Here is a 26,379-nt window from a genome sequence, read left to right on the forward strand (position 1 = left end):
AGGCCGAGGTCGATGTCGCGATGATCTGAGCGGGGGAGGGCTCGGGAAGGGCTCCTTGCAGCTTACCCGGTGACCACACGCGCCGGCGGAAACACGACTTCCGCGAGCGTGCCTTCATTCTTGCGCGAGGTGATGCGCAGGTTGCCCTGATTCGCCTCGACCAGAGCCTTGGTCAGCGGCAGGCCGAGGCCGGTCCCGCCTGCCTTGCGTGCGGTGGCGAGCTGGCGGAACGGTTCGAGCGCTGCGGTGACCTCGCCCTCGTTCATGCCGATGCCCGTATCGCGCACCCGGAAGATGATGTCGCCCTCGCTGCCGCGCGCCGTCGAGACAATCACCTGCCCGCCGGGATCGGTGAATTTCACTGCGTTCGAGAGCAGGTTGATCACGATCTGGCGCATGGCCCGCTCATCGACCAGGACCGGTGGCAGGCTGTCGGCGAAGGAACTGCGCAGCACGATACGCTCGCGCGCGGCTTCCGGCTGCATCATCGCCACGCCGGCATTGACGAGATCGTTGAGCGCCACGGGGATGAAATTGAGCTCCATGCGCCCGGCCTCGATCTTGGCGAGATCGAGCAGATCGTTGACGAGGCTGATCACATGCTCGCCGGAGGCGTGGATATCGGTGAGATAGTCGCGGTAGCGCTCATTGCCGACGGGGCCGAATCGCTCGTCGAGCATGACCTCGGCAAAGCCGATGATCGCATTGAGCGGCGTGCGCACCTCATGGCTGATTCGCGCGAGGAATTCCGATTTCTGGGCGCTCGCGGCCTCCGCCGTGCGACGTGCTGCGATCAGTTCGTTCTCGGTCTGCTTGAAGGCTGTCATGTCGCGCAGCACGGCGCAGAACTTGCGGTCGAGCCCTTCACCCAAGCTGCCCAGCGTCATGAAGAGCGGGATCGCGCCCCCCTGGCGAACGCGCCCGAGCACCTCGCAGCCGTCATTGAGGACGCTGCGCAGGGCGTCCTCGCGCATGGATGCGAGATATTCCAGCGCGCTGACATGGCTTTCGGTTTCGAGCAGCTGCGTCAGGCTCTCCCCGGCGATCTCGCGCTGGTCGTATCCGAAAAGCGCCTCCGCCGCGCGGTTGAGCGAGAGGATGCGCCCGCCCTGGTCGAGCAGGACGACGCCGTCCGTCGCCGTATCCAGGATCGCGGTCTGCTCGCGCAGCCGCTCCTCGCGCGCGGCGAGATCGGTTTCGAGCGCACGCAGGCGCTCGACCGGGTCGGTTTCGGCGATCTTGCGCAGCATCAGCATGCTGGCCGGATAGCCGAGCCAGTCGATCATCGTCAGCCGCACCTCGACAGCAACCGATTCGCCATTGCGATTGGCGATGATCAGCGGCGCAGTGCTCTCCTGCGCCGCCTCCGACAGGGCGGCCGGGCGGGCGCGGAAAAGCCGTGCGAGACCGCCTGCTTCGACGAAGCTTGCGAGATCCGCGTAGCCGAGCAGATCGAGCAGGTAGCGGTTGATGAACAGCGCCTCTTCGCCCCTGTGGACAACGACGCCTGCGGGCAGGCGATCGAGCACGGTGCGGATATCGGGGGTACGGTCATTCGCGGCGGTGATGATGACGGGTGCCGATCCGGCGCCGCGGCTGCCGCCCGTGCCCGCCGCTGCGGCGTCATCCGGCGCGGGCGCTTCGGGTGCGTCTTCGTTTTCTTCCCCTGATGCGCCGCCATGCGTATCGTCCGCTTCATGAATCGCCGGTGAGCCGTCATCGCCGAAACGTGCGCCGAGCGCCTTCGCGATTTCGCGAAAGGCGTTGCGCTCCTCGCTGGAAAGGGGCGCCGGTCCAGGTGGCTGCGTCTGCACGGTATCGGGCGCTAAGACGTCTGGCTGCGCTGAATCCGCTTCAGCGGTTTGCGGCGTCGCGGGCGCAGGCGCGGCGGGCTCCGGGGCGGCTGCGGTTTCGGCTCCGTCCTCCTCGACAGCCATCTGCTCGACAGCCACCTCCTCGACGGTGCCATCCCCGGCGACCGCATCTTTCCCAATCACAGTCTGCTGGTCGACAATCTCCCGGTCGGCAATCTTGCGGGCCGGAGGCGTGGCGGTCGTCGTCTCGGCCTCACCGACGATGCGTAACGGCGTTTCGCCGTCGCCGAGGCGCCCGCCGATCCGGGTCGCGAAGCCCGCCATGGCATCTGCCGCGCCCTGCTGCCCGAGCGCCGTGATATCGAACGTGGCCGCTCCGAAAGCCGCCGTCACCGAGACCGGTGTGAGCGGGAGGACCTGATCCGGTGCGGTTGTCGGCGGTGCGGTTGTGGGCGCTGCAACCGGGGCGTGAGCGGATGCCGGCGCATCCGGCATTGCCGCACCCGCTGCAGGTTCCGGTTCGGGCGCGGGCTGCGTGGGCGGGACGGGCACCGTGGCCGCCTGCGTCTCGGGCGTCGCCTCGGGTTTTGCGCCGGGCTGCGGGACCAGACTGGCCAGCGGGCCCGGGTCGGATGGCTCCGCGATTGCCCCGGCAGGCTGTTGCTGCGGGGCGTCGTTTTCCTTTGCAGGATGGTCCTGCCCCTGCCGCACAAGCGAGGCCCAGGCGCAGCTGATTTCCGGGCGGGCGATGCCGAAGCCGCGATAGGCGCCTGCTCGCCCTGCGGCACCGGGCGCGGGAAATCCGGCAAAATCGACCGCGATGGCCGTCTCGCCCTGCGCCTTCCAGAAGATCCGCCGCCCCGAGAAGGTCTCACGTCGGGCAATCAGGTCGAGAACCATTTCCTTGGGATCGTGAGCCAGCGCATCCGGTGTGGTGGTATCGAGGATCGCGCTCAGGCTGCGCCCGACCAGATCGGCATGGGGCGCCCCGACGGCGCGCGCGAGATCGCCGCTGATGCGCGTAATCACGCCGCCGGCATCGCATTCCCATAAAAACCGCACGGGGCCCGTAATCGGCTCCGGGGCTTGCGCCTCGACGGCCTCGACCGAAGCCGATTGTGAATCCTGCCCACCCGGCTCACTGATCTGCGCCTGAGCCGGGCCCGCGCTCGCCGGGCGCCGTATCTGGGGGAGGCGGTCGATGAAGGTGAGGATGAGCGCGGTGCTGCTGTCCGGCATGGTAATGCGCCGGAAAGCGCAGGTGGTCAGCGGGGCGAGGGTGCTGGTCTCGAACCGGATCTTCTCGAAACGCTTGCCCGTCATCGGCGCTTCGCTGCGCGCGAGCGCCTCGATGCGCCGCGCCGCCGGGAAGGCGGGATCGATCCGCCCGTCAGGTGCGATCACGATGGCGCAGGCGAGGGCATTGGTATACTGGCTCGACCATAGCAGCCGCAGGGGATCGGCGGCGAAGACCAGCGCAGGAACCCTCGACCCCAGGAGGGGGGCGAGATCCGCATCGCTTGCCATTGTTGCGATGGCTTTGTCGATCTCTTCGAAGGTCACGCCGCCACACCTTATAATTGCGCTGCTTCCGTTCACCAATGATTAACCGATCCCGACTCGGAACGCATCCCTGTTAGCGCGCGTAACCTTACATCAACCTTAATGAGCTTGCGGCGCGACGGTTGATTTTGCAGTGCACAATGTGTATATTGCGTCGCAATAACACGGTCGGACGCGGTGATCGGTTGACGGGATCCGCAGGCTGGGCCGAGGATGATTCCGTCTTCGTCAGACGCCGTGTTCCAAAGGAGGATTATGATGACCGACAAGAACCCGAAGCTCGAAGTCCCCACCGAAATGCGTGAATTCGCCGAGCGCAGCATCGATCAGGCCCGCAAGGCCATGGATGGTTTCGTTTCCGCTGCCATGAAGGCGATGGATACGTTCGAGGGCTCCACCTCGACCGCCGGCACCAGCATGAAGGACATGCGCCACAAGACCTTCAGCTATGCCGAGCAGAATCTCACGGCGGCTTTCGATCATGCCCAGAAGCTGGTCAAGGCGAAGGATCCGTCCGAGGCGATGAAGTTGCAGGCGGAGTTCATGCAGAGCCAGTTCGCCATGATGCAGAAGCAGATGGCGGAGTTCGGCGAAGTCGCCAAGGCCGGCATGACCGATGCGCAGAAGACGATGGCGGAAGCGTCGAAGACGATGACGGAGAACGTCACGGCTGCGACCAAGGCCGCCACGGATGCGGCCCAGCCTAAGAAGTAAGGTTTTCGCGCGCTCCGGGCGCGCCTGATTTCCGGGTGCGGCGGCGATTGTTCGCCGCGCCACCGCGCATCCGCCGTGCGTGTGCCGGTGCGCATGAAACTGCGTTTCGGCAGATCATCGCGGCGGGTCGTTATGAATGGGCCGGACCCTCGGCCATATCGGACAGGACGGGCAGATCATGACGACGAAGACCAAGCCGCCGCAGGCCGCCACCAAGCCGCCGCAGGCAAATGCAAAGCCGGTCCAGAGCGTGACCGCTCAGACGAAACCTGCCGCTGCGGCCAAACCTGAATCATCCGTGACGCCGGCGCCCCAGGTGGCTGCCACCAAGGCCGCCCCTGCATCTGCATCTGCATCTGCATCGACGCCTGCGCCGGCAAATCCTGCGTCGTCGAGCCCTGCACCGAAGGCCGAGGCCAAGGTTGCTGCTGCGCCCGCCGCTGCATCGGCCCCTGCGCCCGCGGCTTCGCCGAAGGTCGAGACCAAGGTGGTACAGAAGGCCGAGCCAGAGAAGGCGCCGGCTGCGGCCGCTTCCGTTGAAAAGAAGCCTGCGGCCAAAGCTGCTGCAAAGCCTGCCTCAAGGAGCGCAGCGAAGGCGCCTGCGAAAGCAGCTGCCCGCAATGCGAACCCGCAGAGCGTGAAGAGCGACACGGCTGCTTCTGCCGGCGAAACGGTCAAGGCCGATACCGGGCAAGCGCCGGGGAAGGCATCCAAAGCGACGCCCGCGCCCGCCGCAGCGGCACCCGCCGAACCCGCCGCTTCCTTCAAATTCGCGCCCAAATTCGCCCCTGTGCAATCCGGACCCGCCACAGCGGAAGCCGCGTCCGGGTCGCTCGGTTTCGATCTGTTGCCCGGTGGCGATGCGGTCGCGAAGCCCTTGCGCATGGCGCTCGATCTGTCGACGCAGAGTGCACGTGACGGCTATGAGCGTGCACGCGAATCGCAGGAGGTACTTCAGAAGGCTTGCGCCAGCAGCGTCGATGCCGCCTCGCGCGGTCTGGTCACGCTTAATGCGCAATGGATCGATCTGATGCGCATGCACAGCGATGCAACGCTGGGCCTGTGGCGCGCCACCATCACCGCACCATCGCTCTCCGAGGCGGTGAAGGCGCAGACGAGCGGCATGCGTCAGGCCTATGACAGCACGAGCGCGCAGTTGAAGGCGATCGCCGAAACCGGCAGCCGCGTCGCCAGCGAGACGACCGAGCCTTTGCGCAAGGCCTTTCCGGGAGCCTGATCCGCAGGTGTGCGAATCTGTTGCGAAAGAAACGCATCCGGGGGCTTGCGAAAAGTCGTCGGATGCGGCATTCAATGCGCCGTCCTGATCGGCGCCCGTTCGCTTGGCAGGACGCGCCACGCACGAGACATGCCGTGCACGAACGTGCAGCTGTAGCTCAGTAGGTTAGAGCGTCGGATTGTGGCTCCGAAGGTCGGTGGTTCGAGCCCACCCAGCTGTACCATTTTCCTGACTGCCATATCGCGTCACGTTGATCATCCCAGCCCGATTTCGACCGATCCGCCGCAGTTGCACCGTTTTGCCGCCGCAGGCCATGCGGCGTCGATCATCGGCACCCATCCGATCCGAAAACCCGTGACCCCGCCCGGCGTCACTCCGCCGCTTCTCTGGGCCCGTAGCCCAGCCGCTCGTTGAGCTCGGCGATGAGCTTCTCGGCGGCTTGCGCGATTACCGTACCCGGCGGGAAGATGGCGGAGGCGCCCGCTTCGATCAGGGCGTCGAAATCGCCCGGCGGGATCACGCCGCCGACAACGATCATGATGTCCTCTCGGCCATATTCGGCGAGCGCGGCGCGCAGGGCAGGGACCAGCGTGAGATGCCCGGCGGCGAGCGAGGAGACGCCGACCATGTGGACGTCGTTCTCGATCGCCTGGCGCGCGGCCTCCTCGGGCGTGGCGAAGAGCGGGCCGATATCGACATCGAAGCCGAGATCGGCAAAGGCCGAGGCGATCACCTTCTGGCCCCGATCGTGCCCGTCCTGCCCCATCTTGGCGACGAGGATGCGCGGGCGGCGCCCGTCATTTTCCTCGAAAGCCTCGACCCGTTCGCGCACACGTTCGATCGCCGGGGACATGGCGCCCGCCTCCCGCTTGTAGACGCCGGAGATCGACTTGATCTCGGCCTGGTGACGGCCCCAGACGCGTTCCAGTGCACCCGAGATTTCGCCCACTGTCGCCTTGGCGCGCCCGGCCTCGACGGCGAGCGCGAGGAGATTGCCTTCGCCGGTTTCCGCGCTTTTCGCCAGCGCATCGAGGGCGGCATCGACCGCGCCCTGGTCACGCTCACCGCGCAGCCGGGCGAGCTTGTCGAGCTGCATCTTGCGCACATTGGCGTTGTCGACCTTGAGCACCTCCACCGGGCGATCCTCGCTCGGGCGATGGGCGTTGACGCCGGTGACGATCTGCTGGCCGGAATCGATGCGCGCCTGGGTCTTGGCCGCCGCTTCCTCGATCCGCAGCTTGGGCACGCCCTTCTCGATCGCCCGTGCCATGCCGCCGAGCCCCTCGATCTCGCGGATATGCTCGCGCGCCCGCGCCACCAGATCGGCGGTGAGGCGCTCGACATAATACGAACCGCCCCAGGGATCGATGATGCGCGTGGTGCCGCTCTCCTGTTGCAGGAAGAGCTGGGTGTTGCGCGCGATCCGGGCGGAGAAGTCTGTGGGCAGGGCCAGCGCCTCGTCGAGCGCGTTGGTATGCAGCGATTGTGTATGCCCCTGCGTCGCTGCCATCGCCTCAATGCAGGTGCGGGTGACATTGTTGAAAACGTCCTGCGCCGTGAGCGACCAGCCCGAGGTCTGCGAATGGGTGCGCAACGCCAGCGACTTGGCATTCTTCGGCGCGAATTGCTGCACGAGCTCGGCCCAGAGCAGGCGCGCGGCGCGCAGCTTGGCAACCTCCATGAAGAAATTCATGCCGATCGCCCAGAAGAACGACAGGCGCGGGGCGAAACGGTCGATGTCGAGCCCCGCCGCGAGGCCCGCGCGGATATACTCGACCCCGTCGGCCAGCGTGTAGGCCAGCTCCAGATCCTGCGTCGCCCCCGCCTCCTGCATGTGATAGCCGGAGATCGAGATGGAATTGAATTTCGGCATGTTCTGCGAGGTATAGCCGAAAATGTCGGAGATGATGCGCATCGACCCCTTTGGCGGGTAGATATAGGTGTTGCGCACCATGAATTCCTTCAGGATGTCATTCTGGATGGTGCCCGACAGCTTGTCCGGGCTCACCCCCTGTTCCTCGGCGGCGACGATATAGAGCGCCATGACGGGCAAGACCGCGCCGTTCATGGTCATCGACACGCTCATCCGGTCGAGCGGAATGCCGGAGAACAGCGTGCGCATGTCGTAGATCGAATCGATCGCGACCCCGGCCATGCCGACATCGCCGGAGACGCGCGGATGGTCCGAATCATAGCCGCGATGCGTGGCGAGATCGAAGGCGACCGAGAGCCCCTTCTGTCCGGCGGCGAGGTTGCGCCGGTAGAATGCATTGGAATCCTCCGCCGTGGAGAACCCGGCATATTGCCGGATGGTCCAGGGCTGGTTGACATACATCGTCGGATAGGGCCCGCGCAGATAGGGTGCGATGCCGGGAAAGCTCTCGACCCCCGGCAGGCCCTCGCGATCCTGCGGCCCGTAGACCGGTTTGACGGCGATCTCCTCCGGCGTCGTCCAGGCAGCCGCATCCGCGAATGCGCGGGCGGGTATTGCGGTGGGCGCGTAGGCGACCCTGGTGTAATCCGGCAAGACTGACATCCGGCGTGATCCCCGTATCGACGATTTCCTGTGCGGCATTGTAAGCGAGCATGCGGCGCGGGCAAATCCCCCCGTCGTCGCATATGGTTGGCGACTGCACGCTCAGCTGAAACCGGGCAGGGCCGGATCATCGCGCCGGCGCAGGCCCAGCACCTTGAACAGCCCACCCATCGCTTCCGGCGTCGCATCGACGAGACGCGCCCGCGCGGCTTCGATCTCCGCTTCGCGCTCCGGCGCGGCGGCAGCGAGCGCGGCCTTGCGGGCATCGATTCCCAATGCGCGCAGGAAGGCGCCCTGGGTGACGACCGGCTCGGTCTGCGCGCCGGCGCTCTGCGCGGCCGCAGCGAGCTGGGCGAAATCGACATGGGCGGTGACATCCGCCTCGCCCGGGTCGGCCAGAACATCGGTGAAACCGTGATTGCGAATCGCCTGCAGCGTGTCGGCGAGGCCTGAGCGGACATGGCCGTAATCAATTGCGAGCGCCGCGCCGCCATCGCGGGCGATGCGCCCGGCGAGCGCACGCATCTGGGCGATCCCCGCCATCGGCCATTCGACCACCGCCCCCTCGCGCCCCGCGACGGTGATCTCGGGCATGGCCTCGCGTGCGAGGCCGAAACACAGCGAACCGTCATCGGCGAGTCCGACCAGCCGCTCGCGCCAGGCGCCCTCGGCGCGCACGAATTGCCTCAGCGGCAAGGCGTCGAAGAATTCGTTGGCGATGACGATGGCCGGGCCCTTGGGCACGGAGTCGAGCGCCGTGTGCCAGCTGCAGGGCACCGGCGCGCGCGAAAGCATGTCACGCTGGCGGTTGATCAGGACGGGGCTCGTCTCGACCATCTCCACCCGCACGGCATCGATGAATCCCGGCGCCACCGCCGCCGCGCGCAAGGCGTCGCGCATCAGCGTCCCGCGCCCGGGGCCGAGTTCGATGATGCGGATCGGTGTCGGCGCGCCGCGATCGAGCCAGACCTGCGCTGCCCACAGCCCGATCAGTTCGCCGAACATCTGGCTGATTTCCGGTGCGGTGATGAAATCACCTTCCAGCCCGAGCGGATCGCGGGTCATGTAATAGCCGAATTGCGGATGTGACAGGCACAGCCCCATATAGCGCTCGACCGTGATCGGCCCGTCGAGGGCGATCATGCGGGCGATCTCGCGCGCCAGAGGAGTGGCCGGCACGTTCACGCCGATCCGGCCTTCGCCGATGGCGGATGCCCCGGCCCGGTCAGCCCGCGCCGCGCGGCGAGGATCGCCACGATCCCGGCCAGCGCCAGCGGGAGTGATAGCAGCATCCCCATGGTCAGCCAGTTGCCCATCAGGAAACCGAGTTGCGGATCCGGCTCGCGGAAGAGCTCGCAAAAAATTCGCGCCGCCGCGTAACCGATGGCGAATATCCCTGCAAGCATGCCCGGACGGCGCATGCCGAGAACGGCCACCGCGATCAGCATCACGATGAAGAGTACGAGCCCCTGCGTGGCGGCTTCGAAGAGCTGGGAAGGGTAGCGCGGGACGGGACCGGCGAAGGGAAAGACCACCGCGAAGGGGAAATCCGGCGCCGGGCGGCCCCAGAGCTCGCCATTGATAAAATTCGCGATGCGCCCGAAGAACAAGCCGATCGGCGCGGTCACCGCCACGATATCGAGCATGGAGAGCCCGATCAGCCCGTTGCGCCGCGCGAAGACGAAGGAGGCGATCACGGCGCCGAGGAGCCCGCCATGGAAGGACATGCCACCCTGCCAGACGAAGAGGATCTCATGCGGGCGCGCCAGATAGGAGCCGAGATCGTAAAACAGCACATAGCCCAGCCGCCCGCCGAGGATCACGCCGAGCGCGATCCAGACGATGAAATCGTCGATCTGCTCCTTGCTCGGGCGCGGCACAGTGCCCCACAGGCCCTCGGCACCGGCAAGGCGCCGCGCCACCAGCCAGCCGCCGAGAAAGCCGGCGAGATAGGCCAGCGCGTACCAGCGTATGACGAGCGGGCCGAGAGAAAACGCGATCGGATCGATATCGGGAAAGGGCATGCGCGGCGAAACACTCCGGTTGCGGGTGGCGCCGGGCTGCGTGCCGCGACGAACACGAATCAGGTGAACTGCTTCATGCAGCGCGTCAAGATCATTGCGTGACGGCAGCATGATCGCCAGATAACAATCTGGTCACGAGCCGCGACATGCCATACCACATGTCCCGGCACATGACGGCAACCGGGCCGGCAGGCCCGGCAACCGAAAGAGGAGGCGACCATGGCGCAATCATCGAACCGTATCCTGGAAGAGTTTTCGCGTCTGTTCACGGATGCGGCCGGTGCCGCGACGGGCGCCCGGCGTGAGGTCGAGGCGATCATGCGCGCCCAGGCGGATAAATTCCTCAAGGACATGGATGTCGTCACGCGCGAGGAATTCGAGGCCGTGCGCGAGATGGCGATCGAGGCACGCAACGAGAACGAGCGGCTGGCAGAACGCATCGACGAGCTGGAGGCGCGCCTTGTCAAGCTGACCAGCCGACCGGACTGAGCGCATCGTCGTGTTTCACTCGGGCAGGCACCTCAGTCATCAAGGCACCAGTCGATCGGTGGCTGTCCGTTTCGCGCAAGCCATTCGTTGGCCGCTGCGAAATGCCGGTTGCCGCGAAAATCGCGCTTGCGGTTGAGCGGTGAAGGATGGCCGCAGGTGAGGACGAGATGCCGGGTGTCATCGCCTTGCTCTGCCTCGACCTGCTCCGCTCGCGCCATCGCCCGCGCCCCCCAGAGCATGAAGACGATGCTCCGCTCCCGGCGCGCGAGCGTGGCAATCACCTCGTCGGTGAGCGCATCCCAGCCGATCCGCAGATGCGCGCCGGAGCGCCCTGCCGGTGTCGTCAATGCGGTGTTGAGCAGGAGTACGCCCTGGCGCGCCCAATGACTCAGATCGCCGGTGCGCGGCATGACACAACCGCAATTCTCCGCCATTTCCGCGAGAATCACCTTCAGAGAGGCCGGCAGGCGACGATCCCCGACATAGGAAAAGGCGAGGCCATGCGCGTCCCCGGGGGTCGGATAGGGATCCTGGCCGAGAATCACCACGCGCGTTTGCGCCAGCGGTGTCAGTGTGAGCGCGGCGAAGACCTGATCCGGCGTCGGCGTGATCGCGGTGCCGGCGGTGATCTCGCGATCGATCCGCGCCGCCACCGCATCCGCGCGCCCGTCCCGGAAGAACGGCAGATCTGCCCAGCCGCCGGGCGGGTTCGCGTCGCGGAAATCGGCCAGGGCCGCACGCACCGTATGCACCGTCATGATCACTCCGGAATCACTTGCAGGATTTGCCGAAAGGCTCTGATAACAGAGCCGGTATCGCACGGCGAGAACCGCCTCGAGCCGGCGCGCGGTGGCCATGTCTCCCGTTCCACCGCGAAATCGCCGGCGACCCGGTTCGCAACCATTGACCGGCGCTTCACGAACCCTTATTGAAACCGGCGCCGGAGACGTGGCCGAGTGGCTGAAGGCGGCGGTTTGCTAAACCGTTAGGCGGGTATTCCCCGTCTCGGGGGTTCGAATCCCCCCGTCTCCGCCATGTTTGCTTCAGCGGGGTCGGGTCGTTGGTGGCAGCTGGTTGGGCTGGTCGGCTTCGCGTCACAAGTTCTTCATCATGATCTGCAAGTCCTCGACGAAGCCGTGGGCGCGATAGGCGTCTATGGCCGCCTGGTTGGTGGCGAGGACGGTGATGGCGAGGCGGGGCAGGGCTTGTGCGCGGGCGGCATCCTCGACGCTGCCGATCAGGGCACCGCCGATTCCGCTGCCGCGATGCTTTTGCGCCACCACGAGATCGGTGATCAGCGCATGGCGGCGAAGATGCACCTGCACATAGGGCTCGCCCTCCTCGATGACCCAGCCGATCATGCCGACGGTTTCGTCGCGCCGCTGAGCCACGAGAATACCGCCGCCGGCCCGCGCGATGCGTCCCTTCAGGCTCGCCAGACATTCCCGCGCAGCCGCGATGTCGGTGCGCCGATCATCCGTCAGGACTGCCTCGTGCCGGTTGAGCGCGTCGATCAGCGCGACAAGGGCGGACGTATCCTGCGCGGTGGCGGGGCGTATGCTCAGGCTGCTCACAGTGCGATGCTTTCGAGCCTGGCCGCAGGATCGCCGTTCTCGATACCCTCCATCAGCATCCTGACCGCTTCGCGCCCGCCATCCTCGAACAGGCTGACATGGCCGCTCTCAGGAAAGGCCAGCAAGCGTTTTGGCCCGGGCAATGCCTCGTAGAGTGCGCGTCCATCGGCGAAAGGGACGACCTGGTCGCGGCGCCCGTGCATGATCAGGGCAGGGGCCGTGATGTCATCAACGAGATCGATTGAGCGGAACTGGTCGAGCATCAGAAACCGCACCGGCACGATCGGATAAAGCCGCGCTGCAACATCGGTGGTGGAGGTGAAGGGGGCATCGAGCACGATGGCGCCGAGCGGGTTATCAGAAGCCAGCCGCATGACCACGCCGGTACCGAGAGATTCTCCGTAAGCGAGGATACGCGCGGGGTCCGCGTGCGCACGGGCGAAGGCATAGGCGGCGCGGGCATCCGCATGCAGGCCCTCCTCCGTCGGAGAGCCGGTCGAGCCGGAATAGCCACGATAGCTCACCATCAGAACGCCGCGCCCCTCTTCCGCCAGTGCCTGGGCGCGAAAGCGCCGGTTCCACAGGCTGCCGCCATTGCCATGGAAATAAAGCACCAGCGTGCGTCCCTCTTCAGGCGGCTTCCAGAAGGCGCGCAGCTGTTCGCCGTCCTCGGTGGTGATCACGACGTCGGAGAATCCGGTGAGCTGCGCTTCCTCGACATCCGTGACGCGCGCGGAGGCCGGGTATTGCAGCGCACGCTGGGTGGTGAAGAGCATCGCCACGAGGCCGATATAGGCGACGAGGACAATGATTGCGGTCCGCAAGATCCAGCGCATTCCCGGCCCCCGATTCACGCCGTCATGGCTTCGATGGAGTGCGATCGCAGAGGAGATGGGCGAATATGGGGCAGGGGGTGGTTTCTGTCAGCGGGGGGCGGGCACCGCGCAGTCCGGGGATCGCGAGGGAGCAGGCGGCGCCTCAGCATGAGGGGCCGCCGCAGTGAGGCAGCATGCTTGGCGTCGCACTCAGCGCGGGATGCGCAAGCTGGAGATTTCCGTGAGACAGTTCAATCCATAATCCATTCTGCCTGGTATCATTCGGGCTGGAAAGCTCGTAAAGTGAACGACGACGTTTTCCAGCGCCTCAAGCTGATCCCTGACCTCTATGTCCATTGCGGTGAGGTTCTCTCGATCGGCGCTCTCCGTGGGAAGGACGAGATGCATTGTTTCGCCATCGTAAATTGTAAGCATATTGATGTAGGAAGTGACTTGCTCACCCCCGTCCGAGAGAGATTCATTTTTGTTCGGAATATAGACGATGTTCAGATTCGGATCATTTTCAAGCTTGGTAATCGTCGGATCGTCCCTGAGTGAATCGTTGACGATTAGCGTGTTGTTCGTCAGTGGCGTTAATACCTGATCGATATGGTAGTTTATTTGCTCATTTCCGACAAAGTTCCAGGGTATGTTATATTCACTCATTTCTGCAAGACGTTCCAGGACACCTGGGGAAATATCATTTCGCGCACCTTCAGGGAGCGTCGCAAGGACTTCGCCAATGGTTCGTGTGCCAGCCCCCAGCGGAAAAATCCCGCTGGCTGATCCAGAGATGCGTTCGATCTCTTCCATCACTTTCGCGGTTGCGTAAAGACGTTGCTGGGCTTGATTCAGATCCGCAAGATGCTCCGGGATCGTATCTTCGTTTGAGAATATCTGATTATGTGCCAGTAACGCGGTCTCCGCACCAAAGAACTGGACCTGTGAGGGGCCGCCATGGTCCTGCGGCGATAAGCCCTGCGTCGGCGATAGATCCATGACGTGGAAATCGCCGCCATAGGTCAGAAAATCAAGCCCAGTGAATCCAAGGCCGTCCAGCGAGGCGGCGGCTGTCTGGGCCATATCCTGGGACCGCAATGGAACGAACATTCCGTGCGGCCCTGCCAGAAAGCCTCGGTCAACTCTGTCACGACTCATGCCGCCGGCGACCGGATTACCGTCCATGTCGTAAATCAGGGCCGTGAAGCCATCCTCCGTGAACCTGCCAATTGGACTGTAAATGGCGCCGGCATCCACACCATTCGTCGGCAATGGTATAGCATTGGAGCCGACACCTTCGGAAAAGGCTCGCCTCACCTCATGTGCATCTTCTGCGCCCCGCTCATATGCGCCGGAAAAAATGGCAAGCGTAATTTCTGGATCGATCTCTGCAAGTATTTCTGATATTTCTTGGAGAACTCCCAAATTTTCTTGGAAGTAGCTCATAAATACAGTTTTTGTTGTGGCGTTGCTTGCTGCGAAGCCAGGGGTCCTGTTTTCCGCCGCTTCGACCCGGATCAGATTTTGATCGGAAGGGCCGTCGACTGCCGCGTCAGCGACTGTCGTAGCGGTAGCGCTGCCTGGCGGCAGCTGCTGAGACAGTGCCTTGGAAAAGCTGGAATCAGCCCGGTTGTGATCGGCAGGCTGCTTTGAGTCGGGGCTAAGGAAATGGTTTGGAATCAATGAGTTGGGCATTAATCATCTCCGAAAAACAATCATCAAAATTAGCTATATTTTTTTTGAATATTAAATATTAATATTTTATATCTAATTTCAAGGGTGATAATTCAAATCAGGGTGATTTTCGGGCCCTCGAACCCGGTGCAGTCCTGCCCCTCAGTTTCCCAAGGGCGCGTCCCGTTCGATTTCGACCGCGCGGACCAGAATGCACAGGGCGAAAAGCAGGGCCCAGACCGCGCAGTCATGCATCAGCTCGAGGCTGGATTGCTCGACTACGACGACATGCTGCGGCGGCGCGCCGAGCAAGCGCGCAGAAAGACGCGCATTTCGGGAAGGCCCGCGTTCCGCCAGGATTCACTGCGTCGTCTCCCGACGTCGTGAAGGCGTCCTGCGGCCCGAGATTGCCGGCACGGCCTCTGCGAAAGCGAGTTGCGGCGCGAGGAGCCAGATCGACTGGTACAGTCACGCCTTCTGACCGCTTTCTCGAGGGCGACGGGTTTTTGGGGTTGTGGCCGTGATCCCGGATGTTGTGCGGGCCCCTCGTGCCGGGCGCGGTCATGCCGTCAGCGCCACAGAGATTCCGGGCGCGCGGTGCCCACAGCGGCCATTGCGCCGATCAGGGAGGGAATGACGAGAAAGCCGTAGGTGAAGCTGTAGGAGTCGGTCAGGGCGTGGATCTGCACGAAGGCCGGTGGTGCAAACAGCACGCCGGCAAAGGCGGCGAAGGTGCCAAGCCCCGATGCCGCGCCGATCAGCCCCGGTGGCGAGACCCGCACGATCTCGGAGACGAACACCCCGTTCCAGCCAACGGCCGAAACGCCGAACGCCACCGCGAGCCCATAGCTGACGAAGCCCGGCGTATCGGGCGTGATCAGCGCGAAACCGAGCGCCGAGGCAGCGCTGATCAGGCCGATCACCACCAGAACGGCGCCGTTATGCTGTAGCCGGTCGGCCACGATGCCCCAGGCGATGCGCCCGATCACACCGGAAACCTGAATCACCGCCAGCAGCGTCCCGGCCCGCACGAGGCTCATGCCGAGTTCGAACACGGCGAAGGTGACGACGAAGGTCATCAGGCACAATTGCACGCCGCCGAAGCAGAAGGCGCACAGGCACAGCCAGCGCAGACCCGGCAATTGCAGCGCCTCGCCCGCACCGCGCAGGGCGCCGGGCCCGAGAGAAGCGCCGGGCGTGCGATCGGCATCCCATGCGGGGCGCGGCGGGGCGAGCGCGAGCACCGCCACGAGCGCAACCGGCACGATCGCGATCAGCGCCACCTGCCAGCCGAAGGCGATGGCGATGGCGGGCGTGATGATCCCCGCCGCGATGCCACCCAGAGGAACGCCGGTCTGCTTGATCGAAAAGATCAGCCCGCGATTGCCCTTGTGGGTATGGCGCGCGAGAAGATGCGCAGCTGAAGGATTGGTCATGCCGTGCGCGGCGCCGATCACGATCGAGGCGACGACGATCGCCGGAGCGCCGGGAAAGGTCGCCACCATACAGCCCGCCCCGCAGGCCGCGAGCGAGATCTGGCTGACCCGCGCGCCGCCGAACCGCGTCACCAGCGAGCCGGCCAGCAGCGAGACGCCGGCGCCCACTGCGTAGACGATAGCGATCTGATAACCGATGACGATGGCCGGCAGCCCCACACTCTCGGCCACGACCGGCGCCATGGCGGCCAGCGCGAGCACGCTCCAGGAGACGAGGATCTGCGTCGTCAGGGTGGCGGCCAGCACCGTGCCGAGTTCGCGCCGCTCACTCATGAGGGGGGGCGCATCAGAACGAAACCGAGAGGCCGGCATCCACGGTCAGGACATGGCCGTTGACATAGGATGCGGCATCGCTGGCGAGAAAGACCGCGGCGCCGGCGATCTCGTGCGGCTCGCCCCAGCGGCCGAGAGGGATGTGTTCCTCGACAAAGCGCTGCACCTTGGGATCGCGCGTCATCGCCGCATTGGTCTCGGTGGCGAAGAAGCCGGGTGCGATGCCGTTGACGAGAACGCCATGGGGAGCGAATTCCATCGCCATGGCCCGCGTCAGCGCCGCGAGCCCGCCTTTCGCAGCCGTATAGGCGGCGTCGTTGGCGCGCGCGCGCGGCCCGGCGATCGAGCAGATATTGATGATCCGCCCCGTGCCTCGCGCCATCATGGCCGGGACGAGTGCCCGGGTGAGGGCATAGGGAGCGGCGAGATCGGCATCGACGAGATCGAGAAAGGCGGCGTGGTCAATCTCGCTGACGGGTCCGCGATGGCGGCGCCCGACATTGTTGACGAGGATATCGACGGGATGGCCCGCCCCGGCGAGATCCGCCAGCGCAGCCTCGCGCCCAGCCGCATCGGCGATGTCGAAGGCGCAGGCCTGCGCGCTCCCGCCCGCTTCGCTGATGGCCTCGACCACCGGCGCGATCCGGGCCGCATCGCGTCCATTGACGATCACATGCGCGCCGGCCCGCGCCAAAGCCTCCGCGATCGCCCTTCCCAGTCCGCGCGAGGCGCCGGTGACGAGAGCTGTGCGCCCGGTCAGTGAGAACATCATCGCAGCAGCCCGGGCAGGAAGGTGACGACCTCCGGCACCAGGATGATCAGGCCGATCACCGCAAGGATCGGGATCAGGAAGGGCAGCACCGCCATCACCACCTGCTCGAAGCGCAGCCCCGTGATTTCCACGAGCACGAACAGCACATTGCCGAATGGTGGCGTGATCACGCCCACCGAAAGCGTGATCACCATCAGGATGCCGAAGAAGACCGGATCGATCCCGAGCGCCTGCACCGTCAGCATGAAGATCGGGGTGAAGATCAGCACCGCCTCGACCACGCTCATGAAGCAGCCGATCACGAGGAAGAACAGCGCGATGAAGAGCAGGATCACGGTCAGGCTGACATCGAGATCCATCAGCATCATCGCCAGTTCCTGCGGGATCCGCAGCCGCACCAGCAGCCAGCCGTAGAAGGTGGCGATGGCGATGATGAACATGATGATCGAGGTGAACCGCACGGTGCGGGCGAGCACGTCGATCAGATCCTTGAAGGTCACGTCGCGATAGACCACGAAGCCAAGGAACATCGCATAGAGACAGGCGATGGCGCCGGCCTCGGTCGGGGTGAAGATGCCGGTCCAGATGCCGCCGACGATGATCAGCGGGGTGAGCAGCGGCGGCAGGGCGCGCCAGAACAGCCGCACCAGCTGCATCAGTTTCGGACGCGGCGAGCGGGGCATCTCGATCCAGTAGGAGACGATGAAACAGGTGATCATCAGGGCGATGCCGATGATCACGCCGGGCACAAGACCCGCCACGAACAGCGCCGCGATCGAGGTTCCCGAGAGCCAGCCATAGACCACCATGGCGATCGAGGGCGGGATCACCGGGCTGATGATCGAGGCCGCGCCGGTGATGCCGGCAGCAAAGCGCATCGGATAATTGCGCTCGCGCATCGCCTTGATCTCGAGCTGTCCGATCCCCGCCACATCCGCCACGGCGGTAGCCGACATGCCGGCGAAGATCATCGAGGCGACGACGTTGACATGGCCGAGCCCCCCCCGGATGAAGCCGACGAGCGCATTGGCGAAATCGAAGATGCGGTTCGTCACCGATCCCACATTCATCAAGGAGGCGGCGAAGATGAAGAATGGAATGGCGAGGATGGGGAAGTTGTTGAGCCCGCGCAGCATCTGAAGCGCGAACAATTCCGTCGGAATCGCCTGCCATCCCCCTTGAATGACGAGCACCGCGAGGCAGGTCAGGCCGATCGAGACCGCGATGGGAACGCCCAGTGCGAACAGGACGATCATCAGGCCTAGGAAGATGTAGAGGTACTCCATTCGAGCCCCGTGTCGAGATCGGCGACCATGGCGCGCCCGCGTGTCAGCAGGCGCACGAGATGCAGAAGGGAAAAGACGATCATCGCGCCGACACCCAGCGCGAGGGCGAGATACAGCCAGGTATAGCTGATACCGAGCGCGGTGGTCGCCATATGCGCGCTGGAGCGCATCATGCCGACGGCGCCGGTGAAGATGATCACGAAGAGTGACAGCGAGGCAATCTCGATGATGATGCTCATCACCCAGCGGGTTGTCAGGCCGACCCGGCGCAAGAGCACGTCGATGGCGATATGGCGCCGGCGTGACCACGCGGCAGCGGATCCCAGCATCACCATCCAGGCCAGCAGCCCGGCGCCGATTTCCTCGGACCAGGGCACCGATATCCGCAACACCTGGCGCCCGAAGACCGACCAGGCGATCACGCCGACGAGGATCAGCATCATCGCCACGGCGAAGAGTTCGAACAACCGCGCGACGCGGGCTTCGAGCCGGTCGATCCTGTCCAGCATGGTGATTATCCCGAAAATGACGAAGGAGGGCGGCCGCGAGGCCGCCCTCGGGACGTGTTCGCGGCAGCCTTACTGCGTTGCGGCGATGGCGGCGTCGATATCACCCATCACGCTCTCGGCCTTGTCGGCGAGCGCACGCTCGATGGCCGGTGCGGCCTTTTGACGGAAGGGGGCCTGATCAACGTCGATGAACTCCATGCCACGCTTGATCAGCTCCTCGCGATAGAAGTCGTCGCGTTCCATCTCGACGGCGATGCCGTACTGGCGCGCTTCCTCGACCGCCTCAAGCACCATGGTGCGATCATCGTCGCTGAGACCATCCCACCAGGAGGCGGAGGCGACCCAGTGCCAGGGGAAGGAGAGATGCGCCGTGGTGATGATGTAATCCTGCACCTCCCAGAGCTGGCGGGTATAGGGCGAAGCAAGCGAATTCTCGTGCGCCTCGACCTGGCCGGTGCGCATGGCGAGATAGATGTCGGGGGCCGGGATCACCACGGCCTGCACGCCGAGCTCTTCCCAGACATCGACCCAGACGGGAATCTGCGGCAGGCGCATGGTGAGGCCGTCGAGATCATCGGGCGAGTTGATCGGCTTGGCTGAGGTCATGTGGCGGAAGGCGCGCATCTGGGGCCCGAGATAGACGAGGTTGCCGCGCTCGAGCGCCGCCGCCTGAAGCGCTGCGCCGGATTCGGTCTCCATGATGTAGTGCTCGACCGCATCCCAGCTCGGGAAGACGAAGGGCACCGAGACCGCATCGTAATCCGCCGCATATTCGCCCATGAAGGCGCCGCCGGTCAGGGCCATCTGGGTCTGGCCGAGGCTGAGCAACTGCAACACGTCAGTTTCGTTGCCGAGCTGGCCGCCGAGATAGATGTCGACGCCGAGACGGCCGTCGGAACGCTCGGCGATTATTTCCTGGAAGCGCTGCAGTGCCGCTTCTTCCGAGCCGCCGGCGCTCATGGTGTTGTGGATCTCGATCTGCTGCGCCTGCGCATCGCTCATGCCGAGTGCGCCGAGGGCGAACAGGCCGGCGATCGCGCCGGCGGGGATGGTTTTCTTCAGAGTGTGTAGCATTCGTTTTCCCTCCCTTTGAATGACCCGGCATGCAGATTGCCGGTTTTCTTGCGTGCCTTTAGGGCTTTGGTCATGCCTGACTGGTCATCGGTAACCTTCGCCGCTACGACATGCAATCTCCTTCACCCGGTCCGCTGCGCGAGACGGTCGCGCAAGGGGCCGAGTATCTCTTCATCGTGAGCGCCGAGTTCAGGCGCCGGCAGGCGCGCTTCGCAGGGCGTCTCGCTGAGTTTGACGGGAAAGCCGAGCATGCGCACGGCGCCATGGCCGGGATGATCGACCGAAATCACCATTTCCTGCGCCGCCACCTGCGGATCGGAGAAGACCTCCCCGAGATCCTGCACCTTGCCGCTGGGCACGCCGGCGGCGTTGAGCGCCGCGATCCAGTGCGCCTGGCTCTCGTCCTGCATGCGCGCGTCGATGATTTCCTTGAGCTCATCACGCAGGGGAAAGCGCTTGCTATTATCGTCGTAGCGGGGATCGTCGAGCAGGTCTTCGAGGTCGATTGTGCGCATGAACTTGCGCAGCACGACATCGTTGCTGGCCGCCACCGCGACCTCGCCGTCACGGGCCTTGTAGAGGCCATAGGGAGCGACGAGGGGATGGTTGTTGCCGGTGCGCAGGGGAAGCTGGCCGGTGAGCAGGTGCTCGCTCGCCAGATAGGCCATGAAGGAGAGGATGCCGTTCATCAGCGCGCTCTCTACATGCTGGCCGCGCCCGTTGAGATCGCGGGCGCGCAGGGCGGAGACGATGCCGAAAGCTGCATAGAGCCCGCCCACGAGATCGGTGATCGGCTGGCCCGAACGCATCGGTTCCTGATCGGCGCGCCCGTTGACGCTCATGAATCCGCTCATCGCCTGGATGATGAAATCGAAGGCTGGCAGATCCGCCATCGGCCCGGTACTGCCATAACCGCTGATATTGGCCGTGACGAGCCGGGGATTGAGCCCGTCGAGGCGCGCCTTGTCGAAGCCCATTTTCGAAAGCACGCCGGGGCGGAAATTGTCGACGAGCACATCCGCGTCGCGGATCAGTTCGGCCAGCAGCGCCTTGCCCTCATCCGCGTAGAGATCCAGCGTGACGGATTTCTTGTTCCGGTTGAAGGAGGCGAAATACCACGACAAACCATCCTTGATCGTACCCTGCCCCCGCACCGGGTCACCCTTGCCAGGCGGCTCGACCTTGATCACCTCCGCGCCCATATCGCCGAGCAGCATCGAGCAGAACGGGCCGGAGAGCACGCGGGTCAGATCGACGACGCGGATGCCGTCGAGGGGTTTCTTCAGGTCCGCCATCGGCTCACCCGCAGGCCGTGGCGACGGCATCCATCGCGCTGGTCTTGAGACGCGGGCCGGCCTTCGCCGCCTGTCCGGGGAGCTTGCGCCCCATCACCTCCTCCATCCAGACGGCGGCCTCGGTGACCGCGATGGCGTCAATGCCGGTCTCGACTCCGCATTCATGCAGCATGTAGACGAGATCCTCCGTGGCGATATTGCCTGTGGCGCCCGGCGCGAAGGGGCAGCCGCCGAGCCCGCCGATGGACGATTCGAAGATCGTGATCCCCTCGGCGAGCCCCGCATGCACATTGACAAGCCCGATGCCGCGCGTGTTGTGGAAATGCAGGGCGATATCCGATTCCGGCACCTCCTTGCGCAGGGCCTTGCAGCGCTCGGCAACGAGCGGCGGCGTTGCCATGCCCGTGGTGTCGCCCAGCGTCACATGGGTGATGCCCATCTGCGTATAGGCCTTGGCGATATCGGTGATCGCACCGACATCCACCTCGCCCTCGAAGGGGCAGCCGAAGCTCGTCGCGATGGCGCCCTGGACCTTGATGCCGGCCTCGCGGGCGATCGCCACGACCTCGCGGAAGCCCTCCAGCGATTCGGCACGCGAGCGATTGACATTCTTGCGATTGTGGCTCTCGGAAGCCGAAAGGAAGACGACCATTGCGTCTACGCCCGCCGCAGCCGCCGCCACGGCGCCACGCGGATTGGGCACCAGTGTGGTGAGGCGGATCGGCCGCCCGCGATCGACCCCGGCGATGACTTCGGCGGCGTCGCGCAATTGCGGCACGGCGCGCGGCGAGACGAAGGAGGTCGCCTCGAATTCGCGGATGCCTGCCGCCGCAAGCCGATCGATCATCGCGATCTTGTCGGACGTTGCCACGAATTCCGGCTCGGCCTGCAAGCCGTCACGCGGGCCGACCTCGACGACACGGACGCGCTGCTCGAAGCCGTAGCGGCGCGCATATGCGGCGTTGCGATTCATCACTCGTCCCCTGCCGGCCCGGTTCTGCATTGTTCGTTCACCGCCTTGTCGAGCAGCGTCTTTTTCTTTTCGCCCAGATGGCGTACCATGACGGTATACCAACCAGATCAGTGCCGGCAAGTCGCCGCAGACGGAGAATTCGGGTTGAACGAAGCATCCATGACGGGCGAAGCCGCACAGGCAGCTCTACCGGAGGGGGCAGGGCGGGCGCAGGATGTCTATGAAAGATTGCGCGATGATCTGCTGGCGTTGCATCTCGTGCCGGGCGAGCGGCTCTCCGAGCGCAATCTGGAACGCAGGCTCGGCGCCTCACGCACGCCGATCCGCGAGGCGCTGATGCGGCTCGAGGGGGAGGGGCTGGTGCAACGCGGCGAGGGCGGGCTGCGTGTGGCGCCGCTCGACCTGGATGAGTTGCTCGAGGTCTTCGAATTGCGCATCGAGACCGAGGCGCTCGCCGTGCGGCTCGCCTGCACCCGCGCCGATCATGCCCGGCTCGATGCGTTGCAAGCACGCATGGACGGCGTCCTTGCCGATCCCTCCCCCGATGCCTGGTACGCGATCGGCACCGATTACCATATCGAGCTCGCCGCATTGTCCGGCAATCGCTTCGTGCATCGCAGCGTGCGCGACGCCGTAACCCGCATCGCCCGGGCGCGTTGGCTGATGGCGAGTTCCGAAGCAGGGCGCTGCGCCGCCCATCGGGAGCACAGCGCCATCGTGGCGATGATCCGCGCCAACCGCCCCGACGCGGCCGAGGCGGCGATTCGCGCCCATATCGGCATCGTCCGCGACGCCTTGGTCGCCGCCATGCGCGAGGAGCATCGGGGCTGGAAGGCGCGGGGCGTGCAGATGCTGATCGGAGAGCGCTGAGGCGGAATTCGACGCGGCGTCGTTTGCGACGCTGCCCGTGCCTGCGTGTCGAGGTGCAGGCACAGCTCGCCCGAACCCGCGCCTGACGCGCCCGCCTGGGCGACTTGGCCGGGTCTGCAATGGCGCGCGAATGGCGTGTGATCTGCGGCTGACTGGCCTGCAGCGCCGGCTACGTCTGTCGGGATTGTGCAAAATCTCATCAATAATTGGAAATCGTGTTCGACGCCGGGAAAGTCCTATCGCGGCGCCATCCCGCAAGACGTCGCAAGGCGTCGTGTTCGTTTCGGCTCTGCATCCGTGAGGCGTGTTTGCTTAACAGTGCCATACCTTTGCGTGGCATTGTGCGCGGCACACCAGAAACCGAGGATCCTGAAAAATTTGGTCGGAGTGGCAGGATTTGAACCTGCGACCCCCTCGTCCCGAACGAGGTGCGCTACCAGGCTGCGCTACACTCCGAACCGCTGGTGGGGCATCCTATAGCGCCCATGGACGTCGCTCGCAAGCATCAAATTGCCCGATCAGACCTGCAAAAAGGCGTTGCATCCCCGCACGCGCGGCACTATGTTCCGCGCGCTTTCCAATGGGGCGTAGCCAAGTGGTAAGGCAGCGGTTTTTGGTACCGCCATGCGCAGGTTCGAATCCTGCCGCCCCAGCCAACCAGCATCCAAGCATCTGAAATATAACGGGAAAATTCCCCGTTATCAAGGCTCGGAGTCCAACTGTGACACAGCGCTGCAACACAGGGCTGGCGCACATGTCACAGGTCTCCTATCTCCACAGAAGAGGGGCGGTCTATTACTGGCGGCGGCGTCTCGGGGACATGGCACCCGCTTGTCCGCGTGGCATTCTCGCGATCAGTCTCGCGACCAAGGACCTGGCCGTCGCCCGCCGGCGTGGAGCGGAAATGACGATGATGAGCGAGGAGCTGACCGCCCGGGTGCGTGACGGGCTGCTTTCACCCGACGAGGCACAGGCCATATTGAAGACGGTCGCCCGCCGTCATGCCCGCAAGCTCGACGCGATCGCCCGGGTCGAAAAGGCCGATGGCGCCGCGGGCCCGGCGAACGGGGCCCGCGGCGACCGGATCGTGGGTGCTGTCTACCGGATCGTCGCGATGAAGGGCATTGGTGCCGGTCCCGAGGATATCGACGAGGCCTTTCTCACGAGGTGCGGTCTCGATCCGGCAGACAAGGAACGTGTGATCACGACGCTCGATCAATACCGCCGCCAGGGCCTGATCCCGCCAAACCCGGCAAAACTCGCCGCTTTGATCGAAGAGAACGCACCCGGCAAGAGCCCGACGGGGATGAACATCCTGCATGCCCAGGAAGCTTATCTGAGGGGTATGGCAACGGCGTGCTTCATGACGCAAGTACGATGGGGCGACAAGCTCGACGCGGATATCGAACGGTTCGGTGACGAGGCCGTGCAGGAGGAGCATGCCACCACGGCCTTCGACGAAACGCAGTTGCAGGCCGCGACGCATTTCTCAGGCGAGACATACTTGCCGCCCGCGACGCATTTGCCGCCCGCAACATCCGACGCCGCGATGATGCTGGGGGCTGCCGGGCCGGCCTCTTCGTACGATCGGGGTGAGCCTGCTCTGCCGGACACGCGGCATCCCGGGTCTTCACTGCACCTTGACGCAGCGACGCGGGCCGTAACGGATCGCTTTGCCCCAAATCCGGGCGCGACAGGAGAAGAGATCGGGGCGGGTCACCACGCCGGTTTTCATCACCACACCCATTTTCACGAGCATGCACAGCCCCGCTCATATTCCCACCCGGACGGCCATGCCCAACCCGAGGCCCTCGGCCAAGCCCACGTTCCCAGCCAAGCCAACCCCCACCTCCAAACCCACGCTGATGACGCGAGGTATGCCGGTGGGCATGCGGTTATTGCAGATGGCCCTGATCACTATCGGCATGGTGGCCATGTTCCCCCTAATGCCCCGCATGCCCCTGAACCGCCTCGACATTGGCAGGCATCTCTCGCCAGCGATCCGAGCTTTCCCGATATTGCCATGATCACAGAGAGCCTGATCAGCCAAAAACTCAAAGGCCGGGCCTGGACAACAAAGACGGCATCTCAAGCCCGCCATACCGCACGCCTGTTCACGCGAATCACCGGCATCGACGATATCCGACAGGTTCGCCAGCATCACATCGCGCAGTTCACCGATACGCTGTTGCTCGATATGCCCCGCAATTACGGGCGATCGAGCGGGGATGCGACCCGGCCGATGTCCGAAATCATCGCGATGGCTCGGCTCTTGCCGGAGGATGAACGCGGGTTGAACGGGGCGACGATCAACCGTCACCTGACGGCCCTGCATTCAATTTTCGACTTCGCCAAAGCCAGGGGCATCGTGCCGGCGGCAACGATTTCGCTCACCGCACTGCGGACCCGGAAATCAAAACGCGATCGTGATGCCCGGTCGGCTTTTTCCGTGGCAGATCTTATCACGTTGTTCGGCTCCCCGGTCTGGATGGGCAGTGCATCGGTAAAACGGCGTCTCGAACCCGGATCGATGATCGTGCACGATGCCGAATATTGGGTTCCCTTGATCGGTGCCTACTCGCTGATGCGGCGGGAGGAAATCTGCGGATTGATGCTCGACGAGGTCGCTTTCGACGCGCCGATCCCGTATTTCGATATCAAGGTCAACAAATATCGACGCATCAAGAACGCCCAGTCGGAACGCAAGATCCACATTCACCCCGAATTGCTGCGGCTCGGCCTGGAGGAATATTGCCGGCAAATCGCGGGTACCGGCTATGATTTGGTGTTTCCCGAACTCTATGGCGACAATCCCGCTCGTGCGCTGGGCAATGCCTTCGATCGGGGTTGGAACCGCATCCTGAAACAGGCGCTTCCGGATGCACGTGAACGAAAGCTGGTCTTTCATTCGTTACGCCATTTCGGCAACAACGAACTCCTCCGCCAGGAGGTGATGGTCGAATGGCGACAGGACCTGCTTGGCCAGGGCGGCCAAAGCGAGGCGGGAGAACGTTATCGTGAGGCAATCAGCCTCGACCTGATGCTCTCCGCTTTGAGAAAGATCCCGTGCGTCACCGCTGGCGTTGAGCCGGCACCGATCAACTTGCGCAATGACGTGCGTGCCCACAGCGTGAATCGCCAGCGTCGACCGCGTCGGTGACCGGGGAGAGCGTCGTGACGGGAGCGTCGTGACGGGAGCGTCGTGATCGACAATTGGCATCAACGCGTTTTTCCCTGGCGGTCGGTCGGTCAGGGAGTGGGGGCGGCCTTGCGGGATCGCCCAAATTGTTGAAACTCACCCCTGACGAGAGCGGCCTGGGCTGGCGAGACCGCGATGGCCGGTTTCACATCCCAACCCGATCTACGCCGTGCATAATGTGTGAAGGCGGTG

20 protein-coding genes and 4 tRNA genes are annotated in these 26,379 nt (G+C 64.6%); 8 read left to right on the forward strand and 16 right to left on the reverse strand.

Translation table 11 applies throughout. The features are described 5' to 3' along the window. Positions 1–62: 62 nt before the first annotated feature. Complete coding sequence (locus VKP01_RS17100) at positions 63–3,377, reverse strand: ATP-binding protein (RefSeq protein WP_324414423.1); 3,315 nt, start codon at positions 3,375–3,377, stop codon at positions 63–65. 258 nt (positions 3,378–3,635) lie between these two features. Between VKP01_RS17100 and VKP01_RS17105 the strand changes: the two genes are divergently transcribed. From VKP01_RS17105 to VKP01_RS17115, 3 genes are all read left to right on the forward strand, one after another. Next, the gene (locus tag VKP01_RS17105; RefSeq protein ID WP_324414425.1) at positions 3,636–4,091 is read left to right on the forward strand and encodes a phasin; all 456 of its coding nucleotides are present in this window, start codon (positions 3,636–3,638) and stop codon (positions 4,089–4,091) included. Positions 4,092–4,227: 136 nt separating this feature from the next. Then, positions 4,228–5,328, forward strand: coding sequence for a phasin family protein (locus tag VKP01_RS17110; protein WP_324414427.1), 1,101 nt, complete (start codon positions 4,228–4,230; stop codon positions 5,326–5,328). Between the two features lie 146 nt (positions 5,329–5,474). Then, positions 5,475–5,551, forward strand: a tRNA-His gene (locus VKP01_RS17115). A 147-nt stretch (positions 5,552–5,698) separates the two neighbouring features. Here the strand turns inward: VKP01_RS17115 and scpA are convergent. The 3 genes from scpA to lgt form a co-directional block, all read right to left on the reverse strand. Beyond that, positions 5,699–7,864, reverse strand: coding sequence for a methylmalonyl-CoA mutase (scpA, locus tag VKP01_RS17120; RefSeq protein WP_324414429.1), 2,166 nt, complete (start codon positions 7,862–7,864; stop codon positions 5,699–5,701). 102 nt (positions 7,865–7,966) lie between these two features. Further along, the gene (locus tag VKP01_RS17125; protein ID WP_324414431.1) at positions 7,967–9,043 is read right to left on the reverse strand and encodes a class I SAM-dependent methyltransferase; all 1,077 of its coding nucleotides are present in this window, start codon (positions 9,041–9,043) and stop codon (positions 7,967–7,969) included. A gap of 2 nt (positions 9,044–9,045) precedes the next feature. Next, positions 9,046–9,888: a prolipoprotein diacylglyceryl transferase gene (lgt, locus tag VKP01_RS17130; protein WP_324414433.1), complete on the reverse strand. Its 843-nt coding sequence runs from the start codon at positions 9,886–9,888 to the stop codon at positions 9,046–9,048. Positions 9,889–10,107: 219 nt separating this feature from the next. On the opposite strand from lgt, the gene VKP01_RS17135 reads away from it, so the two are divergent. Further along, positions 10,108–10,377 carry an accessory factor UbiK family protein gene (locus VKP01_RS17135; protein ID WP_324414435.1) on the forward strand — a complete coding sequence of 90 codons (270 nt, stop codon included), beginning with the start codon at positions 10,108–10,110 and terminating at the stop codon, positions 10,375–10,377. A 32-nt stretch (positions 10,378–10,409) separates the two neighbouring features. Here the strand turns inward: VKP01_RS17135 and VKP01_RS17140 are convergent, their stop codons facing one another. After that, on the reverse strand, positions 10,410–11,135 hold the full coding sequence (locus tag VKP01_RS17140; protein ID WP_324414436.1) for a uracil-DNA glycosylase: 726 nt from the start codon (positions 11,133–11,135) through the stop codon (positions 10,410–10,412). 184 nt (positions 11,136–11,319) lie between these two features. Here VKP01_RS17140 and VKP01_RS17145 point away from each other — a divergent pair. After that, positions 11,320–11,412 (forward strand) — tRNA-Ser (locus tag VKP01_RS17145). 59 nt (positions 11,413–11,471) lie between these two features. Here VKP01_RS17145 and VKP01_RS17150 read toward each other — a convergent pair. The 10 genes from VKP01_RS17150 to VKP01_RS17195 all read right to left on the reverse strand — a co-directional run bounded on the left by VKP01_RS17150 (position 11,472) and on the right by VKP01_RS17195 (position 22,118). Next, positions 11,472–11,951 (reverse strand): GNAT family N-acetyltransferase, encoded by a 480-nt coding sequence (locus VKP01_RS17150; RefSeq protein ID WP_324414437.1) that lies wholly within the window; start codon positions 11,949–11,951, stop codon positions 11,472–11,474. Then, positions 11,948–12,775 carry an alpha/beta hydrolase gene (locus VKP01_RS17155; RefSeq protein WP_324414438.1) on the reverse strand — a complete coding sequence of 276 codons (828 nt, stop codon included), beginning with the start codon at positions 12,773–12,775 and terminating at the stop codon, positions 11,948–11,950. The genes VKP01_RS17150 and VKP01_RS17155 overlap by 4 nt, the downstream gene beginning before the upstream one ends. Positions 12,776–12,976: 201 nt before the next feature. Next, entirely contained in the window at positions 12,977–14,461 is a 1,485-nt protein-coding gene (locus VKP01_RS17160) for a hypothetical protein (protein WP_324414439.1), read from the reverse strand. Positions 14,462–15,009: 548 nt separating this feature from the next. Continuing rightward, positions 15,010–16,209, reverse strand: a complete 1,200-nt coding sequence (locus tag VKP01_RS17165) for an MFS transporter (protein ID WP_324414441.1) — start codon at positions 16,207–16,209, stop codon at positions 15,010–15,012. A gap of 13 nt (positions 16,210–16,222) precedes the next feature. Then, positions 16,223–16,981, reverse strand: coding sequence for an SDR family oxidoreductase (locus VKP01_RS17170; RefSeq protein WP_324414443.1), 759 nt, complete (start codon positions 16,979–16,981; stop codon positions 16,223–16,225). Then, positions 16,978–18,267 (reverse strand): TRAP transporter large permease, encoded by a 1,290-nt coding sequence (locus tag VKP01_RS17175; RefSeq protein WP_324414445.1) that lies wholly within the window; start codon positions 18,265–18,267, stop codon positions 16,978–16,980. The genes VKP01_RS17170 and VKP01_RS17175 overlap by 4 nt, the downstream gene beginning before the upstream one ends. Beyond that, positions 18,243–18,776: a TRAP transporter small permease gene (locus tag VKP01_RS17180; protein ID WP_324414447.1), complete on the reverse strand. Its 534-nt coding sequence runs from the start codon at positions 18,774–18,776 to the stop codon at positions 18,243–18,245. Before VKP01_RS17180 ends, VKP01_RS17175 begins: the two co-directional genes overlap by 25 nt. Before the next feature lie 69 nt (positions 18,777–18,845). Further along, positions 18,846–19,850, reverse strand: coding sequence for a TRAP transporter substrate-binding protein (locus tag VKP01_RS17185; protein WP_324414449.1), 1,005 nt, complete (start codon positions 19,848–19,850; stop codon positions 18,846–18,848). A 122-nt stretch (positions 19,851–19,972) separates the two neighbouring features. Beyond that, positions 19,973–21,145 carry a CoA transferase gene (locus VKP01_RS17190; protein ID WP_324414451.1) on the reverse strand — a complete coding sequence of 391 codons (1,173 nt, stop codon included), beginning with the start codon at positions 21,143–21,145 and terminating at the stop codon, positions 19,973–19,975. Positions 21,146–21,149: 4 nt separating this feature from the next. Further along, positions 21,150–22,118, reverse strand: a complete 969-nt coding sequence (locus tag VKP01_RS17195; protein ID WP_324414453.1) for a hydroxymethylglutaryl-CoA lyase — start codon at positions 22,116–22,118, stop codon at positions 21,150–21,152. A 144-nt stretch (positions 22,119–22,262) separates the two neighbouring features. On the opposite strand from VKP01_RS17195, the gene VKP01_RS17200 reads away from it, so the two are divergent. Continuing rightward, entirely contained in the window at positions 22,263–22,988 is a 726-nt protein-coding gene (locus VKP01_RS17200) for a GntR family transcriptional regulator (protein WP_324414455.1), read from the forward strand. Positions 22,989–23,367: 379 nt separating this feature from the next. On the opposite strand, the gene VKP01_RS17205 is transcribed toward VKP01_RS17200, so the two are convergent. Beyond that, positions 23,368–23,444 (reverse strand) — tRNA-Pro (locus VKP01_RS17205). 125 nt (positions 23,445–23,569) lie between these two features. Between VKP01_RS17205 and VKP01_RS17210 the strand changes: the two genes are divergently transcribed. Further along, a tRNA-Gln gene (locus VKP01_RS17210) sits at positions 23,570–23,644 on the forward strand. Between the two features lie 98 nt (positions 23,645–23,742). Then, entirely contained in the window at positions 23,743–26,148 is a 2,406-nt protein-coding gene (locus VKP01_RS17215) for a DUF6538 domain-containing protein (RefSeq protein WP_324414457.1), read from the forward strand. The last annotated feature ends 231 nt before the right edge of the window (positions 26,149–26,379 follow it).

This window comes from Saliniramus sp. (assembly GCF_035311605.1).
Classification (GTDB): domain Bacteria; phylum Pseudomonadota; class Alphaproteobacteria; order Rhizobiales; family Beijerinckiaceae; genus Saliniramus.

What these genes read in the sequence shown, in the direction of transcription:
- VKP01_RS17105 (WP_324414425.1), top strand. Translation starts at nt 3,636, where the DNA reads ATGACCGACAAGAACCCGAAGCTCGAAGTCCCCACCGAAATGCGTGAA.
- VKP01_RS17110 (WP_324414427.1), top strand. Translation starts at nt 4,228, where the DNA reads ATGGGCCGGACCCTCGGCCATATCGGACAGGACGGGCAGATCATGACG.
- scpA (WP_324414429.1), bottom strand. Translation starts at nt 7,864, where the DNA reads ATGTCAGTCTTGCCGGATTACACCAGGGTCGCCTACGCGCCCACCGCA.
- lgt (WP_324414433.1), bottom strand. Translation starts at nt 9,888, where the DNA reads ATGCCCTTTCCCGATATCGATCCGATCGCGTTTTCTCTCGGCCCGCTC.
- VKP01_RS17135 (WP_324414435.1), top strand. Translation starts at nt 10,108, where the DNA reads ATGGCGCAATCATCGAACCGTATCCTGGAAGAGTTTTCGCGTCTGTTC.
- VKP01_RS17140 (WP_324414436.1), bottom strand. Translation starts at nt 11,135, where the DNA reads ATGACGGTGCATACGGTGCGTGCGGCCCTGGCCGATTTCCGCGACGCG.
- VKP01_RS17160 (WP_324414439.1), bottom strand. Translation starts at nt 14,461, where the DNA reads ATGCCCAACTCATTGATTCCAAACCATTTCCTTAGCCCCGACTCAAAG.
- VKP01_RS17165 (WP_324414441.1), bottom strand. Translation starts at nt 16,209, where the DNA reads ATGAGTGAGCGGCGCGAACTCGGCACGGTGCTGGCCGCCACCCTGACG.
- VKP01_RS17170 (WP_324414443.1), bottom strand. Translation starts at nt 16,981, where the DNA reads ATGATGTTCTCACTGACCGGGCGCACAGCTCTCGTCACCGGCGCCTCG.
- VKP01_RS17175 (WP_324414445.1), bottom strand. Translation starts at nt 18,267, where the DNA reads ATGGAGTACCTCTACATCTTCCTAGGCCTGATGATCGTCCTGTTCGCA.
- VKP01_RS17180 (WP_324414447.1), bottom strand. Translation starts at nt 18,776, where the DNA reads ATGCTGGACAGGATCGACCGGCTCGAAGCCCGCGTCGCGCGGTTGTTC.
- VKP01_RS17185 (WP_324414449.1), bottom strand. Translation starts at nt 19,850, where the DNA reads ATGCTACACACTCTGAAGAAAACCATCCCCGCCGGCGCGATCGCCGGC.
- VKP01_RS17190 (WP_324414451.1), bottom strand. Translation starts at nt 21,145, where the DNA reads ATGGCGGACCTGAAGAAACCCCTCGACGGCATCCGCGTCGTCGATCTG.
- VKP01_RS17195 (WP_324414453.1), bottom strand. Translation starts at nt 22,118, where the DNA reads ATGAATCGCAACGCCGCATATGCGCGCCGCTACGGCTTCGAGCAGCGC.
- VKP01_RS17215 (WP_324414457.1), top strand. Translation starts at nt 23,743, where the DNA reads ATGTCACAGGTCTCCTATCTCCACAGAAGAGGGGCGGTCTATTACTGG.